This window comes from uncultured Aquabacterium sp. (assembly GCF_913773725.1).
GTDB lineage: Bacteria > Pseudomonadota > Gammaproteobacteria > Burkholderiales > Burkholderiaceae_C > Aquabacterium.
The window spans coordinates 35561-51481 of the sequence record NZ_CAJYGK010000159.1; the positions used below are offsets into that span (position 1 = coordinate 35561).

11 protein-coding genes are annotated in these 15921 nt (G+C 65.6%); 1 reads left to right on the top strand and 10 read right to left on the bottom strand.

The annotated features are described in order from the left end of the window. Positions 1 to 11 precede the first annotated feature (11 nt). Complete coding sequence (argF, locus tag QZ709_RS19560) at positions 12 to 944, top strand: ornithine carbamoyltransferase (protein WP_294639236.1); 933 nt, start codon at positions 12 to 14, stop codon at positions 942 to 944. Between the two features lie 73 nt (positions 945 to 1017). On the opposite strand, the gene QZ709_RS19565 is transcribed toward argF, so the two are convergent. The 10 genes from QZ709_RS19565 to QZ709_RS19610 form a co-directional block, all read right to left on the bottom strand. Next, positions 1018 to 2457, bottom strand: a complete 1440-nt coding sequence (locus QZ709_RS19565; protein ID WP_294639214.1) for a methyl-accepting chemotaxis protein — start codon at positions 2455 to 2457, stop codon at positions 1018 to 1020. Between the two features lie 90 nt (positions 2458 to 2547). Next, on the bottom strand, positions 2548 to 3921 hold the full coding sequence (locus tag QZ709_RS19570; protein WP_294639215.1) for a methyl-accepting chemotaxis protein: 1374 nt from the start codon (positions 3919 to 3921) through the stop codon (positions 2548 to 2550). 58 nt (positions 3922 to 3979) lie between these two features. Continuing rightward, positions 3980 to 4693 (bottom strand): RNA polymerase sigma factor FliA, encoded by a 714-nt coding sequence (locus QZ709_RS19575; protein ID WP_294639216.1) that lies wholly within the window; start codon positions 4691 to 4693, stop codon positions 3980 to 3982. Between the two features lie 16 nt (positions 4694 to 4709). Then, positions 4710 to 5549 carry a flagellar biosynthesis protein gene (locus QZ709_RS19580; protein WP_294639217.1) on the bottom strand — a complete coding sequence of 280 codons (840 nt, stop codon included), beginning with the start codon at positions 5547 to 5549 and terminating at the stop codon, positions 4710 to 4712. Positions 5550 to 5581: 32 nt separating this feature from the next. Next, the gene (flhF, locus tag QZ709_RS19585) at positions 5582 to 7291 is read right to left on the bottom strand and encodes a flagellar biosynthesis protein FlhF (RefSeq protein ID WP_294639218.1); all 1710 of its coding nucleotides are present in this window, start codon (positions 7289 to 7291) and stop codon (positions 5582 to 5584) included. Then, entirely contained in the window at positions 7288 to 9390 is a 2103-nt protein-coding gene (gene flhA / locus QZ709_RS19590; RefSeq protein ID WP_294639219.1) for a flagellar biosynthesis protein FlhA, read from the bottom strand. The genes flhF and flhA overlap by 4 nt, the downstream gene beginning before the upstream one ends. Beyond that, the gene (gene flhB, locus QZ709_RS19595; protein ID WP_294639220.1) at positions 9387 to 10565 is read right to left on the bottom strand and encodes a flagellar biosynthesis protein FlhB; all 1179 of its coding nucleotides are present in this window, start codon (positions 10563 to 10565) and stop codon (positions 9387 to 9389) included. The genes flhA and flhB overlap by 4 nt, the downstream gene beginning before the upstream one ends. Positions 10566 to 10782: 217 nt before the next feature. Continuing rightward, complete coding sequence (locus tag QZ709_RS19600) at positions 10783 to 12342, bottom strand: SpoVR family protein (RefSeq protein ID WP_294639221.1); 1560 nt, start codon at positions 12340 to 12342, stop codon at positions 10783 to 10785. Then, entirely contained in the window at positions 12339 to 13640 is a 1302-nt protein-coding gene (locus QZ709_RS19605) for a YeaH/YhbH family protein (RefSeq protein WP_294639222.1), read from the bottom strand. The genes QZ709_RS19600 and QZ709_RS19605 overlap by 4 nt, the downstream gene beginning before the upstream one ends. Positions 13641 to 13768: 128 nt before the next feature. After that, a complete protein-coding gene (locus QZ709_RS19610; RefSeq protein WP_294639223.1) occupies positions 13769 to 15691 on the bottom strand; it encodes a PrkA family serine protein kinase in 1923 nt (640 codons plus the stop codon). Between the last annotated feature and the right edge of the window lie 230 nt (positions 15692 to 15921).

Below are 15921 nucleotides of genomic sequence, written 5' to 3' on the forward strand. Positions count from 1 at the left end.
GCGTCAACACCATGAAGCCTGGACACAGCCTGATCAAGCATTACCTTCAGTTCAAGGACCTGCGCGCCCCCGAGTACGCCTACCTGTTCGAGCGTGCGGCCATCATCAAGAAGCGCTTCAAGAACTACGAGAAGTACCAGCCGCTGGCTGACCGCACGCTGGCGATGATCTTCGAGAAGGCCAGCACGCGCACGCGCGTGAGCTTCGAGGCCGGCATGTACCAGATGGGTGGCTCGGTGGTGCACCTGACCACGGGCGACAGCCAGCTGGGCCGCAGCGAGCCGATCGAGGACAGCGCCAAGGTGATCTCGCGCATGGTCGACATCGTGATGATCCGCACTTACGAGCAGGCCAAGCTGACGAAGTTTGCGGCCAACTCGCGCGTGCCGGTCATCAACGGCCTGACGAATGAATACCACCCCTGCCAGATCCTGGCCGACATCTTCACCTACATCGAGCACCGCGGCTCGATCCAGGGCAAGGTGGTGGCCTGGGTGGGCGATGGCAACAACATGGCCAACACCTGGCTGCAGGCGGCCGAACTACTGGGTTTCACGGTGCACGTGAGCACGCCCAATGGCTACGAGATCGATCCGGCTGTGGCGGGGGTCTCGAACCCGGACTGCTACAAGGTCTTCAAGGACCCGATGGACGCCTGCCGTGGCGCCGACCTGGTGACCACCGACGTGTGGACCTCGATGGGCTATGAGGCCGAGAACGAGGCTCGCAAGAAGGCCTTTGCGGACTGGTGTGTGGATGCCGAGATGATGGCCGTGGCCAAGCCCGACGCGCTGTTCATGCACTGCCTGCCGGCCCACCGTGGTGAAGAGGTCGAGGCCGAGGTGATCGACGGCCCGCAATCGGTCGTGTGGGACGAGGCCGAGAACCGCATGCACGTGCAGAAGGCGCTGATGGAGTACCTGCTGCTCGGACGCATCGGCTGAGACGCTGCCCTGCACGACACCATGATGAAGGCCCGCTGAACGCGGGCCTTTTCATTGGCGCGCGCGCCTCGGCTCAGCGAGCCGTGCGGAACACCGAGACGGCCGCCACCAGGGCATCGGCCTGCTGGCTGAGACTGGCCGCCGCGGCAGCGGTCTGCTCGACCAGAGCCGCATTGTGCTGGGTGGCCTCGTCCAGCCGGCCAATGGCGCTGTTGAGCAGACCGATGTCACTGTTCTGCTCGGAACTGGACGCACTGATCTCGCCCACCAGTTCGGTCACGCGGCGAACCTGCTGCACCACATCCCCGATGATGGCGCCCGTGTTGCCCACCAGGGTCGAGCCCGAGTCCACCTGTTCGACACTGCTGGTGATGAGCTGTTTGATCTCGCGGGCGGCCTCGGCGCTGCGCTGCGCCAGGGTGCGCACCTCGCCCGCCACCACGGCGAAACCACGGCCTTGCTCGCCAGCCCGTGCCGCCTCCACGGCGGCGTTCAGGGCCAGGATGTTGGTCTGGAAGGCGATGCCGTCGATGACGCCGATGATGTCGGTGATCTTGCGGCTGGCCTGCTGGATGCCGGTCATGGTATCGACCACCTGGTGCACGGCGTCCCCACCCTGGCCGGCCACCCGTGAGGCACTGCCGGCCAGGCTATTGGCCTCGTGGGCATGCTCGGTGGTCTGCCGGATGGTGGCGGCGATCTGTTCGACAGACGAGGCCGTTTCGGCAATGCTGGCGGCGGCCTGTTCGGTCCGGATGCTGAGCGACTGGTTGCCCGCGGCAATCTCGCTCGTGGCCTGCTGGATGGCCTGGGCCGCCACGCGGACTTCGCTCACGGCGCCTTCGATGTGACGAAGGGCAGAAAACATCCGGGCCGTGACGGGGCTGACCGGCGTCTCGTAGGCCACCGAGAGGTCCAGGGTGCCATCTTCGGCGCGGAGCCGTTCGGCCACACTCGTGAGCTGTTCCGCGGCCCTGAAATCGGCACGGGCGCGGGCGGCGAGCAGCAACAGAATGGCCGACTCGGCCACCACATACAGCGCATGCTCGATCACCCTGAGCAGACTGGGCTCGGTGAAGCACATCGGCCCCCAGCCCCATGCCTGCAACTGGTTGAAGCTGAGGTGGTGAACGGCAATGGCGGTGGCGCCTGCCAGGATCGGCAAGGCCCGCCGGTACACGACCAGCACGGCCATGAAGGCGAAGACGGCAAAGTGCGCCTCGGCATGCCCGCGCGCCACGTGGATGAGCAGGGCCACCATCGCCATGCCCAGGATGGGAAGGGTGAACTGACTGCCCTTGCGGCCGTTCGAGGCCTTGGCGATCACCGCCGCAACACCCAGCAGCAGGGGCCCGACGGTCAGGGCCAGCATCAGGCCGTCGCGGGCCACGGCATAGGCCACAGCCCCCAGAAAGGTGACGGCCATTGCCGCCATCACCACGGCATCGTTGCCAAACCGAAGGGCCGCCGCAGGCGGGGCCGAAGAGAGAACAGGGGAAGAGTGCTGAGTCATGACGAGGACCGCCTGCATGAACGCAAAGGGGTCATCGTCTTTTCGGATGATCGCAGGCGGGATTGAGCCGCGTTACGAAATTTCTCCGATTCAAAACCGATACGCCAGCCGCAATCCACCCCAATGGCGGCCCTGCACGATGATGGGTGCCGCGGCCTCCTTGAGCAGCACGTGCTGACCGCCCCCCATGTCCCGGCGGTAGGTCTGCAACAGGAACGGCCGCTGGTTGCGGGCCGAAGCCAGGCCGGTACGGTCGTTGAAGATGCGGCGCCAGCGGCTGTGCGCCGTGTTCCAGACGACATCACCCGGGCGCTGAGGATGGCAGTAAGCCCGGTTGTGCGTGGAGATGTAGCCGTTGCGGTCGGCCGCGATGCAGAACACCACGCCCGGCATGGCGCTGAGCGCCGGCTCCTGCAGGTCCGGCAAAAGCTCGTCCGTCAGCTTGTTGAAGCGCGTCAGGTGCTGGGCGGGGTTGCTGCCCACCACGGGCTTGTATGCTTCGTCGAACAGGTCGGCGAGCGAGATGCGCCCCGACTGCACAGCCGCTTCCAGCGCGGCCGAGATGCGGGCCGCCACGTTCTGGGCCTGCTCGATGTAGGGCGTGTCGGCCGTGTGCACCCCGCAGGAGGCGATGTGGTCCATGAGTCGCTCGGACACCCCGAGGACGCTTTCGCTGCGCCGCAGGGCGACGTCGAGCACATCACGCGTCTGGCGGACTTCGACCTCCATCACGCCGACCTGCTGGGTGATGCCGCCCGACACCTCGCGGCTGGCATCGGCAGCTTCGTGGATGCGCTGGACGCCCTCCTCCACCGCGCGCAAAGCATGATGGAAGCGAACACGGCCGTCGCTGGTGCGCACGTCGGTGCCGCCGGTGTCGCTCAGGTCGCTGGCCAGTGACTGGATGCGCTGATCCAGTTGCGAGACCGTGCTCATGATGGCCTTGGAGATGGACTCGACCTGGGTCGAGAGGTCCTTCACGGCATCGGCCACCACCGAGAAACCGGCCCCCGCCTCGCCGGCGCGCTTGGCCTCGACCGAGGCGTTGAACGCCACCAGCCGAGTCTGCAAGGCCACCTGGGTGATCTGACGGGCGGCATCGGCCACCTGGTGCAGGGTGTCGACCACCCCGGCCACCTCGCGCCCGACGTGCGAGACGCTTTCGCGGGCCTGGTGCATGGCGTCCTGGCTGCCGCGTGTCTCGGCGTGGATCTGGTCCTGAGAACGCACGATGTCCTGCAACTGTCCGAGTAACTGCGTCAGCGTGTCGGACTGTCGGCGCGCGATCGCCGCTGTGTCCTCCAGAGTACCACGCAGCTCGGCCGCCTCCCGCCCCAGGCCGCTGGTGTCGCGCTGAAGCGTTTGTGCCAGAACGTAGGCATCACTGCCCTGGCCCTGGCCTGGTTCCACGGGTGCCGCAGGCCCGGAAGGTTCGGCGGGCTTGCGACGGAAAGACATCAGCATGGGGCACCATCAAAATCAAAGCATGCCCACCGCCCTCCAGCAGGGCGTCATGGGCTCATCACCACTCTCTCAGCTTGACCCTCAGCCGGGCGATGGACTGGCTGTGGAGCTGACACACTCGGGATTCCGTGACGCCGAGGACCGCCGCGATCTCCTTGAGGTTCATGTCCTGCTCGTAGTACATGCTCATCACGTACTGTTCGCGCTCGGGCAGGTTCTTGATCGCTTCGACCAGCGCATGGCGCATGCGGTGATCCTGCAGCAGGCTCAGCGGATCGTTGCCTTCGTCGGCCACATGGCGGTCCAGGTAGTCGTTGTCGCCATCTTCGCCGCTCATGTCCTCCAGGTAAATGAGTTGGGTTCCCCGGACTTTCCCCAGCATCTCCTGGTAGTCGCCCAGGCTCATGCCCATTTCCTTGGCGATTTCGCTTTCCTGCGGCGCACGGCCCAGGCGCTGTTCCAGCTTGTGCACGGCGGACTCGATGTCGCGCTGCTGCTTGCGGGTGCCGCGGCTGAGCCAGTCTGCACCACGCAGCTCGTCGAGCATGGCGCCGCGGATGCGCTGTGTGGCGAATGTCTCGAACTGCACGCCCTGCCCCGCGTCGAAGCGGTTCAGCGCGTCGGTCAGGCCGATCATGCCGACCTGGATGAGGTCATCGATCTCCACATTGGCCGGCAGCTTGGCAATCATCTGGTGAGCAAGACGGCGCACCAGCGGGCTGTACTGGCGGAGCATCGAATCGATGTCGAGTCGTCCTTTGGCGGTGTACATGCGGGCTCCGTGGGTCTTAATTGATGGCGGGGTTGGCGCTGGTCGGCAGCGCGGCCCCGGGGTACATCAGATGGTCGAACGCCAGCTCGCTGAGCGTGTGCTGCAGGGCATGCCTCAGCAGCCCCCCAGCCAGTTCCTGAACACGCGGCGCCGGCTCGACTTCAGCGGGCTCTTCGGCGTCCAGGCGCACAGCCTGACGTTGGGCCATGCCGAGAAAGGCATCGGCGCACTGTCCGAGCCGGTGCGCCACTTCGTCGGCCAGCGGCGAATCCACCGGTGCGCAGACGAGCAGCTCGAAACTGTGCCACCCGCCGCGCTGCCCGAGGATCTTCACGGCGGCATACGCGTCGCGCAGGCTTTCGGCGCGGTCGCGGGTGTAGACCAGCGGCACAACCTGCCGACCACGCGCGCGTTCGGCAAACAGGCGCACGATCTCGCTGGCGGTGGCGTGCACCAGGATGACATCGGCCTGCGGTGCGGCCTCGGCCAGCGCATCCAGCAGCGTGGCACACGAGCCACGGGCATCGACGTGGCGCAGGGGCAAGCCGCGGGCCGGCATGTAGCTCACGAGGTCGGACAGGCGCTCGATGCCTTCGGCCAGGTCGAAAGCGACCAGCTCGCCAGGCTCGCGCGCCTGCGGGCCGGCATCGACGACCAGCGTGTGCAGACCGAACCCCGTGTACGCGCTGCACAGGCGCTCGAGCACCTTGCCGCCGCAGGCAGCGGTGGGATTGGCCACGACCGGCACGAGCCGCACCACGCGGGCGGCAAACATGCGGCGCAGTCCCTGGGCCTGGTCCACCTCATGCAGGCGGGCGGGCTCCTGACGTTCCGGTTGGCGTGTGTGTCGATGCATGGACAACGGTCGCAGGGTCAGGGATCAGGAAATCACACGGAACGCGAAGTGGCAACAGCGTCTGCCGCTGGCGCCGTCGAGAACACCAGGCTGACTTCAGCCGGGTCCAGACGGTACGCCGGGTTCAGGCTGGCACGCAGTGCACGGTGCACCAGGGCCTGCGACGACAGACGATGCCAATCTTCCGGCACGCGCTGTCCATTGGCGACGCCCAGGACCTTCAATTTGTGACGAATTAACGCATCCAGCGCCGGACCGAGCTTCACGGCCTCGTCCAGCTTGGACAGAACGATGCCGGCGCAGGCCGAAGCCTGGTACGCGACCATCGTGTCCTCGATCGCATCACCCTGGGTGGCGGCGTTGATCACCAGCAGCTTCTTGATGCGCGGGTGCGACAGCATGTCGAGCAGTTCCTTGGCGCGGCTGTCACGCTGGGCCATGCCGGCGGTGTCGATCAGGATGAGCTTCTTGCTCGACAGCAGGTCCAGGAGGTCTTCCAGCGCAGCGCGGTCATGCGCCATGTGCACGGGCACACCGAGGATGCGGCCGTAGGCGCGCAGCTGCTCGTGGGCACCGACCCGGTAGGCGTCCAGCGTGATCAGGCCGAGGTTCGAGGCACCGTGCTTGGCGGCGAACATGGCGGCCAGCTTGGCGGTCGACGTGGTCTTGCCAACACCGGTGGCGCCGACCAGGGCGAACACGCCGCCGCGGTCTTCGATGGCCGGCTCGTTGTCGGCCGTGTGCAGGTTGCGCTGCAGCACTTGCGTCGCCCAGCCCAGCTCGTCAGCCTGGCCGCTGGCGACTTCGGCCGGCATGGCGTCCAGCATCTTGCGGATCAGCACGGTGGAGAAGCCGCCGTCCAGCAGCTTCTGCGCCAGCTGAGCCTGGGCCGGGGTGCGGCCCAGCTTCTCGATGAAGGCGATGGTTTCGAAGCGTTCCTGCATCATCGCGCGCATGGCACGCAGCTCGCCCAGCATCGAGGCATTGGCTTCCTGAGCGGCCTTCAGGGCCTTGACGGTGGCCTCATCCGGCACGGCCGGCGCAGCCTTCAGGGCCGGGCGCTTGGCGGTCACGGCGTCCATCGTGAGCTCGCTGGCTTCGCTGCGCAGCGGCACCACCTGGGCCGGGCGGCTCTGACGAACCGGCTCGGGGCGGGCCACCGGCTGCGGCGCAGCCTGACGCGGGGCGGGGGCAGGCTCGGGGCGCTGCCAGTCGTTGAGTTCGGCTTCCTGCTCCAGGCGGCGTGCGAAGGCCGCCGCCAGTTCACGGGTGTCCACGCCCAGATCCACGGGTGCAGCCGGTGCCGGGGCAGCCGGTGCCGCTTTGGGCTCGGCAAAGCGGCGGGTCAGGTGCTCCTCGGGCGGCGCGGCCATGGCGGGCTCGGTGCGCTGCATGGCGGCCTGGCGGCGCTTGAGCATGCGCTCGCGCACATAGTCCTGGAAGGACAGCGTGCTCATGGCCAGCTGCTTGACGTCGTCCTGCACGGTCGAGGCCAGGTTCGCCACGGCCTGGCGCGCCTGCTGGGCAGCCGGCGCCTTCTTGGGGGCAGCGGCCACCGGGGCCTCGGGCTCGACGGGGTAGGACTCCACCGCCGGCACGCTGTCGGCCGCCATGGCCAGGATCTCGATGCCACCTTCCGCCGCGGGTTTGGTCGACAGGACGACGGCTTCGTCACCGAAAGCCGCCTTGACCTTTTGCATGGCCTCTCGGCTGTTCCGTCCAGTAAAGCGTTTGACGTTCATGCTTGGCCTCCAATCAGGGTACCGATGCGGATGGAGTGGGTTTCAGGGATCTCGCTGTGGCCCAGCACCTTGAGGCGGGGCGCAGCACGCTTGAGCAGACGGGCCACCGTCGGACGGATGGCGTCCGGCACCAGCAGGCAGGCCGGCTGGCCCATGTTTTCCTGGCGGTTGGTCGCCTCGGCGGCCTGGCGTGTCAGGTGGTCGGCCACGCCCGGGTCCAGCATGGGGCCGTTGGGCGAGGTCAGTGCCTGGGTCAGCAGGCGTTCCAGATCGGGTTCGATGGCAATCACATCCAGCTCCTTCACAGGGCCGTAGATCTGCTGGACGATGGCCGGAGCCAGACCGATGCGGATACGGCGGGCCAGCTCGGCCGGATCGTTGACGATGGCGGTGTTGCCGCTGGCCTGCTCGGCCAGGGTCTCGATGATGGAGCGCATGTCACGAATGTGCACGCCCTCTTCCAGCAGGAGCTGGAGCACTTTCTGGAGGGTTGCGATGCCGATCATCTTGGGAACCACGTCTTCAATCAGTTTCGGAGCCAGTTTCGTCACATGTTCCACCAGCTGCTGGGTCTCGACCCGGCCCAGCAACTTGGCTGCATGGAGTTGCATCAAGTGTGAGAGATGGGTGGCCACCACGGTCGACGGATCAACGACGGTGTACCCCGCCATTTGCGCGGCATCCCGCTGCCGTTCTTCGATCCACACCGCCGGCAGACCGAAGGCCGGGTCGATCGCGGCCGTGCCCGCGATCGGGTTGACCACATGGCCGGGGTTGATGGCCATCAGCATGCCGGGGAAGACCTCGCCCTCGCCCACCACCGCGCCACGCAGGGTGATGCGGTAGTAGCTGGGCTTGAGCTCGAGGTTGTCCTTGATGTGCACGGACGGCGGCAGGAAGCCCACCTCCTGCGCGAACTTGCGGCGCACGCCCTTGATGCGGTTGAGCAGGTCGCCGCCACGGTCCTTGTCCACCAGCTGGATCAGGCGGTAGCCCACCTCCAGGCCCAGGGTGTCGACCGGCTGCAGGTCTTCCCAGCTGGCCTCGCCGTTGGCAGCGGGGGCATTGGCGGGCTTTTCGGGGGCGGGCGGCGCCAGGCGGGCCGCCTCCTGCTTCTGATGCAGCTTCCAGGCAGCGTAGCACATGCCACTCGCCACCGGCAGGAACACGAGGGCCGGCATCCCAGGGATCACACCCAGCAGACCGATCACGCCACCGGCCACACCGATGACCTTCGGGTTGGTGAACATCTGGCCACTGATCTGCGTGCCCACGTCCTTGTCCTTGCCCACGCGCGACACCACCATGGCGGACGCGACCGAGATCAGCAGCCCCGGAATCTGGGCCACCAGCGCGTCGCCGACGGCCAGCAGCACGTAGCTTTCAGCTGCCTGGCCCGGCGACAGGCCGTGCTGCGCCACCCCGATGACGAAGCCGCCGATGATGTTGATGAACAGGATGAGGATGCCGGCGATCGCGTCGCCGCGCACAAACTTCGAGGCACCGTCCATCGAACCATGGAATTCGGCCTCTTCCCCCACCTCGGTGCGACGGCGGCGGGCTTCCTTTTCGTCGATCAGGCCGGCACTCAGGTCGGCGTCGATGGCCATCTGCTTGCCGGGCATGGCGTCCAGGGTGAAGCGGGCGCTCACCTCGGCAATCCGCTCGGCACCCTTGGTGATCACCACGAAGTTGATCACCACCAGCACGGCGAACACAATCAGGCCGACAGCGAAGTTGCCGCCGATCAGAAAGTGACCGAAGGCTTCGATCACCTTGCCGGCCGCACCCGCGCCGTTGTGGCCGTCCATCAGCACGATGCGGGTCGACGCCACGTTCAGCGACAGGCGCAACAGCGTGGTCAGCAGCAGCACCGACGGGAAGGCGGCGAAGTCCAGCGGACGCAGCATGGTCGATGCGACCATCATCACCATCAGCGCCGTGGCGATGTTGAACGTGAAGAACAGGTCCAGCAGGAACGATGGCAGCGGCAGCACCATCAGCGCCAGCACCAGCACCACGACCACCGGGGCGGCCATGGCCTGAAACTGCTTGCCATTACCCAGCAGGGTCTGCAACCTCATGAGGGCGGGGTTCATGCGTCACCTTCGCTTTCGGAGATCTTCTTCACCGTCGCACGCGGGTCGTGCGGGTCGAGTTCGGGCGGCACGTCCAGATCCGGCAGGTTGCCGGGCATCGGTGCCTGGCCGGTCAGCGCGGCCTTGAGTCGGAACACGTAGGCCATCACCTGGGCCACGGCGGTGTACAGGGCCACCGGCACCTCGTGGTCGAGTTCGGTGTTGGCGTACAGCGCACGTGCCAGGGGCGGCGCCTCCAGCACCGGCACCTTGTGCTCGGTGGCCACGTCACGGATCTTGAGCGCCAGCAGATCCACTCCCTTGGCGACCACACGGGGTGCGCCCATCGAGCTTTCGTCGTACTTCAGCGCCACGGCGTAGTGGGTCGGATTCATCACCACCAGATTGGCATCCGGCACGGCGGCCAGCATGCGGCGGCGGGCCATTTCGCGCATCTTCTGCTTGATGCGCCCCTTGACCTCCATGTTGCCTTCCTGCTGTTTGAACTCGTCCTTCATCTCCTGGTGGCTCATCTTCATGCGCTCGGCGAAGAGGAACTTCTGCAGCGGCCAGTCGATCAGCGCGAAAGCGGCCACCACCAGCAGCATCGACAGCAGCACGCTGGCCAACGTGTCACCCAGGGTGGCGATGGCAGCCGGCAGCGGCTGGGCCAGCAGGTTCACCATCGACGGCCAGGCCTTGCTGAGGAAGAACAGGCCCGTTGCGCCCAGCAGCAGCCCCATGGCCGAGGCCTTGAGCGCGTCGATCAGGTGCTGCTTGGAAAACAGGTTGGCGAAGCCGGAAATGGGATTGAGCTTGCTGAACTTGGGGGTGATGACCTTGAACGACATCACCCAGCCGCCGGCCAGCACACTCGCTGCAGCCGAGGCCAGCACCACCCCCAGGGCGAACGGCACGATGATGAGCAGGGCTTCGGTCGCCCACTGCATCAGGCGCTCGCCCATGACGGCCGGATTGGCCACCGTGCGGGCGTCGAACCTCAGGCCGGCGGTCAGGATCTTGTCCAGTCGATCGAACCAGACGGGCGTCAGCGCCACCAGGGCCCCCGTGGCGGCCAGCAACACCAGAAAGTGGCCCAGGTCCTTGGAGCGGACAACCTGGCCATCCTTTCTGGCCTCGCGCAGCTTCCGCTCCGAGGCGGGTAACTGCTTGTCTTGTGCGCTGTCGTCGGACATGGTGGACGTGGTTCGGGGTGGTCAGCCCGATTCTTGGCCACCGACCGCCGAACTTGAGCCGGATAAAGGGGGTGTCCCACAGCCTGTTTTCGCCCTGTCGCTCCACGCCGACCTGCCTGGGCCACCCGCGTGTGACGCCTGTCACGAACCGGCCTCGATCATGAAAAAGCCCGGCGATCCGGCCGGGCTGGGGCGGCTGTGCCAGCCGGTATGCCGCTCAGTCCATGTTGGCCGGCACCACCGTCCACTGCTGGCGCACATCGCCGGCATGGTTGACGCTTTCCAGGTGCACCGGAAAACCCCACAGCCGCGCCACGTGCTTGAGCACCTCGCGCGTGCCGTCGCCCAGCGGCCGGTCGTTGTGCTGGGTGTGGCGCAGCGTGAGCGACCGGTCACCCCGCAGGTTGACGCTCCAGACCTGGATGTTCGGCTCGCGTGCACCCAGGTCGTACTGGCGCGACAGGGTCTCGCGCAGCGCCCGGTAACCCGTGTCATCGTGGATGGCACTGACCTCGTACTCGCTCTCTCGCTCGTCGTCGCGGATGGCGAACAGGCGGAAATCGCGCATCACCTTGGGCGACAGGAACTGGCCGATGAAGCTCTCGTCCTTGAAATTCCGCATCGCGTAATCCAGGGTCTTGAACCAGGCGTGCTCGTCCGGGTCGGTGCCCTGCGCCGAGCCGGCGAAGTCGGGGAACCAGTGGCGGTCTTCGTCGGTCGGGTCGATGCAGATGCGCTTGAGGTCGCTGTACATCGCGAAACCCAGCGCATAGGGGTTGAGCCCGCTGTAGGCCCGGTGCCCCACCGGCGGCTGGTACACCACGTTGGTGTGCGACTTCAGCCACTCCAGCATCACGCCGTCGGTCAGCCAGCCGTCGTCATACATGGTGTTGAGCAGCGTGTAGTGCCAGAAGGTGGCCCAGCCCTCGTTCATCACCTGGGTCTGGCGCTGCGGGTAGAAGTACTGTGCCACCTTGCGCACGATGCGCACGATCTCGCGCTGCCAGGGCTCCAGCAGCGGCGCGTTCTTCTCGATGAAGTACAGCAGGTTTTCCTGCGGCTCGGCCGGGAAGCGCTTGACCACTTCCTCCTCCGGCCGGTCGGCCCGACGCGGCAGCGTGCGCCACAGGTCGTTCACCTGCTGCTGGAGGTAGGCCTCGCGCTCCTCGCGACGGGCCAGCTCCTTGTCCAGCGACAGCTTGCCCGGCCGGCGATAGCGGTCCACGCCGTGGCTCTGCAGCGCATGGCACGAATCCAGGAACTCCTCGACGGCGTCCACGCCGTAGCGCTCCTCGCAACGCGCCACGTACTGCTTGGCATAGACCAGGTAGTCGATGATGGAACCGGCATCGGTCCACATCCGGAACAGGTAGTTGCCCTTGAAGAAGCTGTTGTGGCCGTAGGCCGCGTGGGCGATCACCAGGGCCTGCATGGCCATGGTGTTCTCCTCCATCAGGTAGCTGATGCAGGGATTGGAATTGATGACGATTTCGTAGGCCAGCCCCATGTGGCCGCGGCGGTAGTTCTTCTCGGTCGAGATGAACTCCTTGCCGTACGACCAGTGCCGGTAGTTCACCGGCATGCCGACGCTGGCATAGGCGTCCATCATCTGCTCGGCCGTGATGATCTCGAGCTGATTCGGGTAGGTGTCCAGCTTGTAGCGCTCGGCTGTTCGGCGGATCACGTCGTGGTAGTCCTCGATCAGCTCGAACGACCAGTCCGACGGCCCCGGCAAGGGCTTGGTGAGCGTGCTGTCGTGCTGCAAGGTCATCGTCATGCGTCGACCCCTTCCTTCTTGAACAGCTCCCTGAACACCGGGTAGATCTGCGAGGCATCCAGCACCTTGCGCATCGCGAAGTGCTTGTGTCGTTCACTGAGCGCCAGGTATTCGTCCCAGAGGTTCTGCTCGGTCTGGGCCACCTGCACATAAGCGAAGTAACGCACCAGCGGCAGGATCTTGTCCTCCAGGATTTCCCGGCAGCGACTCGAATCGTGGTGCCAGTTGTCACCGTCGGAGGCCTGAGCCACGTACAGGTTCCACTCGCTGGTCGGATAGCGGGCGCGGATCACTTCGTCGAGCAGCACCAGCGCACTCGACACCACGGTGCCCCCGGTTTCGGTCGCGTGGAAGAACTCATCTTCCGTCACCTCCTGCGCCTGGGTGTGGTGGCGGATGAAGACCAGCTCGATCTTGTCGTAGTGCCGCGTCAGGAACAGGTAGAGCAGGATGAAGAAGCGCTTGGACAGCTCCTTGCGCTGCTCGTCCATCGAGCCGGACACGTCCATCACGCAGAACATCACGGCCTTGGTGGTCGGCACCGGCACCTTGACGCGGCTGCGGAAGCGCAGGTCGATCGGGTCGAGGAAAGGGATGCCCTTCATGCGCCCATACAGGTGCTGCAGTTGGGCTTCGATGGCTTCGGTCTCGGCGGCGCGGTCACGGGCCAGCGCGGCATCGTCCGTGTCCTCCAGGGCACGCAGCGCGTCCAGCCGCGCCTCGAGTTCCTTGATCTCGCGCCGGCTGCTGGCGCCCAGCGCAATGCGCCGGCCCAGCGCGCCCCGCATCGAGCGCACCACGTGCAGATTGTTGGGCGTGCCATCGCTGCTGAAGCCGGCACGGTGGCTCTTCCACTCCGGCACCTCGGCCAGCGCGGTGCGCACCAGGTTCGGCAGGGCCAGGTCTTCGAAGAAGACCTGCATGAACTCTTCCTTGCTCAGGCTGAAAACGAAGTCGTCCTCGCCCTCCCCCTGGTCGCTGGCCTGTCCACCACCGCCGCCCTGCCCGCCGCCGCCCTGCGGCTTCTCGATGCGGTCGCCCTTGATGTATTCCCGGTTGCCCGGGTGCACCACCTCGCGCGTGCCGCCGTCGCCATGGCGGAACACCGGCTCGGACAGATCGCGCTTCGGAATGGCGATGTCTTCGCCCTTCTCGATGTCACGGATGCTGCGGCCGTTGATGGCGCGCTGCACGGCTTCGCGCACCTGCGTCTTGTAGCGACGCAGGAAGCGCTCACGGTTGCCGATGGACTTGTTCTTGCCCGCCAGCCGCCTGTCGATGATGTGTTGCCGTGTCATGAAGACCCTTCGCCTTAGGCGCTCTGCTGCCGACCCCCATCCGGGATCTCGTCAGGGGCCCAGGGCCACGTGGGACCCGGCACCCGACTCGCTGACACCTGTGCGGTGAACAACATGCTCTGCTCCGATCAGGAGGACTTCCGAACGCGCAGGTACCACTCGCACAGCAGGCGAACCTGCTTGGCCGTGTAGCCCTTCTGGACCATGCGGTTGACGAAGTCCTCGTGCTTCTTGACCTCGTCGGCGCTGGCCTTGGCGTTGAAGCTGATGACCGGCAACAACTCTTCGGTGTTGCTGAACATCTTCTTCTCGATCACGGTGCGCAGCTTCTCGTAGCTCGTCCACACCGGGTTCTTGCCGCCATTGTTGGCGCGCGCGCGCAGCACGAAGTTGACGATCTCGTTGCGGAAGTCCTTCGGGTTCGCGATGCCGGCCGGCTTCTCGATCTTCTCCAGCTCGGCGTTCAGCGAAGCCCGGTCGAAGATCTCGCCCGTGTCGGTGTCGCGGTACTCCTGGTCCTGGATCCAGTAGTCGGCGTAGGTGACGTAACGGTCGAAGATGTTCTGGCCATACTCGGAGTAACTTTCCAGGTAGGCCGTCTGGATCTCCTTGCCGATGAACTCGGCGTAGCGCGGTGCCAGCATCTCCTTGATGTAGGCGATGTACTTCTGCTCCAGTTCCGCCGGGAACTGCTCGCGCTCGATCTGCTGTTCGAGCACGTACATGAGGTGCACCGGGTTGGCGGCGACCTCGGCCGGGTCGAAGTTGAACACCTTCGAGATGATCTTGAACGCAAAGCGCGTCGAGATGCCGCTCATGCCCTCGTCCACGCCCGCATAGTCGCGGTACTCTTGGATGGACTTCGCCTTGGGGTCGGTGTCCTTGAGGTTCTCGCCGTCGTAGACCTGCATCTTGCTGAAGATGCTGGAGTTCTCGGGCTCCTTCAAGCGCGTGAGGATGGCGAACTGGCTCATCATCTTCAGCGTGCCGGGCGCGCACGGTGCCGCGGCCAGCGACGAGCCGCGCACCAGCTTCTCGTAGATCTTGATTTCCTCGCTCACGCGCAGGCAGTACGGCACCTTGACGATGTAGATCCGGTCGAGGAAGGCCTCGTTGTTCTTGTTGTTGCGGAAGGCCTTCCACTCGCTCTCGTTGCTGTGCGCCAGCACCACGCCGTCGAAGGGGATGGCACCGAAGCCTTCCGTGCCCTTGAAGTTGCCTTCCTGGGTGGCGGTCAGCAGCGGGTGCAGCACCTTGATCGGCGCCTTGAACATCTCGACGAATTCGAGCAGGCCCTGGTTGGCCAGGCACAGGCCACCCGAGTAGCTGTAGGCGTCCGGGTCGTCCTGCGCATAGGTTTCGAGCTTGCGGATGTCGACCTTGCCCACCAGCGAGCTGATGTCCTGGTTGTTCTCGTCACCCGGCTCGGTCTTGGCGATGCCCACCTGCTTGAGGATGCTGGGGTAGCGCTTGACCACCTTGAACTTGCGGATGTCGCCGCCGAACTCTTCCAGGCGCTTGACAGCCCACGGGCTCAGGATGCGCTGCAGGTAACGGCGCGGGATGCCGTATTCCTTTTCCAGAATGGGGCCGTCTTCCGTCGGGTCGAACAGGCCCAGCGGCGACTCGTTCACAGGCGACCCCTTGATCGCGTAGAACGGCACCTTCTCGGCCAGCAGCTTCAGGCGCTCGGCGATCGACGACTTGCCGCCGCCCACCGGGCCCAGCAAGTACAGGATCTGCTTCTTTTCCTCGAGGCCCTGCGCGGCGTGGCGGAAATAGGAGACGACCTGCTCGATCGCGTCCTCCATGCCGTAGAACTCTTCGAAGGCCGGGTAGATCTTGATGACCTTGTTCGTGAAGATGCGGGACAAGCGCGGATCATTGCGCGTGTCGATCATCTGCGGCTCGCCGATGGCCTGGAGCATGCGCTCGGCGGCGGTGGCGTAGGCCGTTTTGTCACGCTTGCAGATCTCGAGGTACTCCTCGAGGGTGTACTCCTCTTCGCGTGTGCGCTCGTATCGCGCGGCGAAGTTGCTGATCACGTCCATACAGACCTCCGAATCATCGACTGACGCCATCGATGCGTTCGTGGTCTGCCGGCTTACCCGTCTGGTGAACCCGGCGCGACCACACAAGCATCGCCTTCACACCAAAGATCGAGGAAACCGCCGGACTGCGATCACCGGAGAAGACCGGTTTTCACTGCTCAGCCTGACGGCTTCGTTGATGCCTATCTTGCACCTTTTTCCAGACCTGCGTGCGGCCCGTCAACAACAAG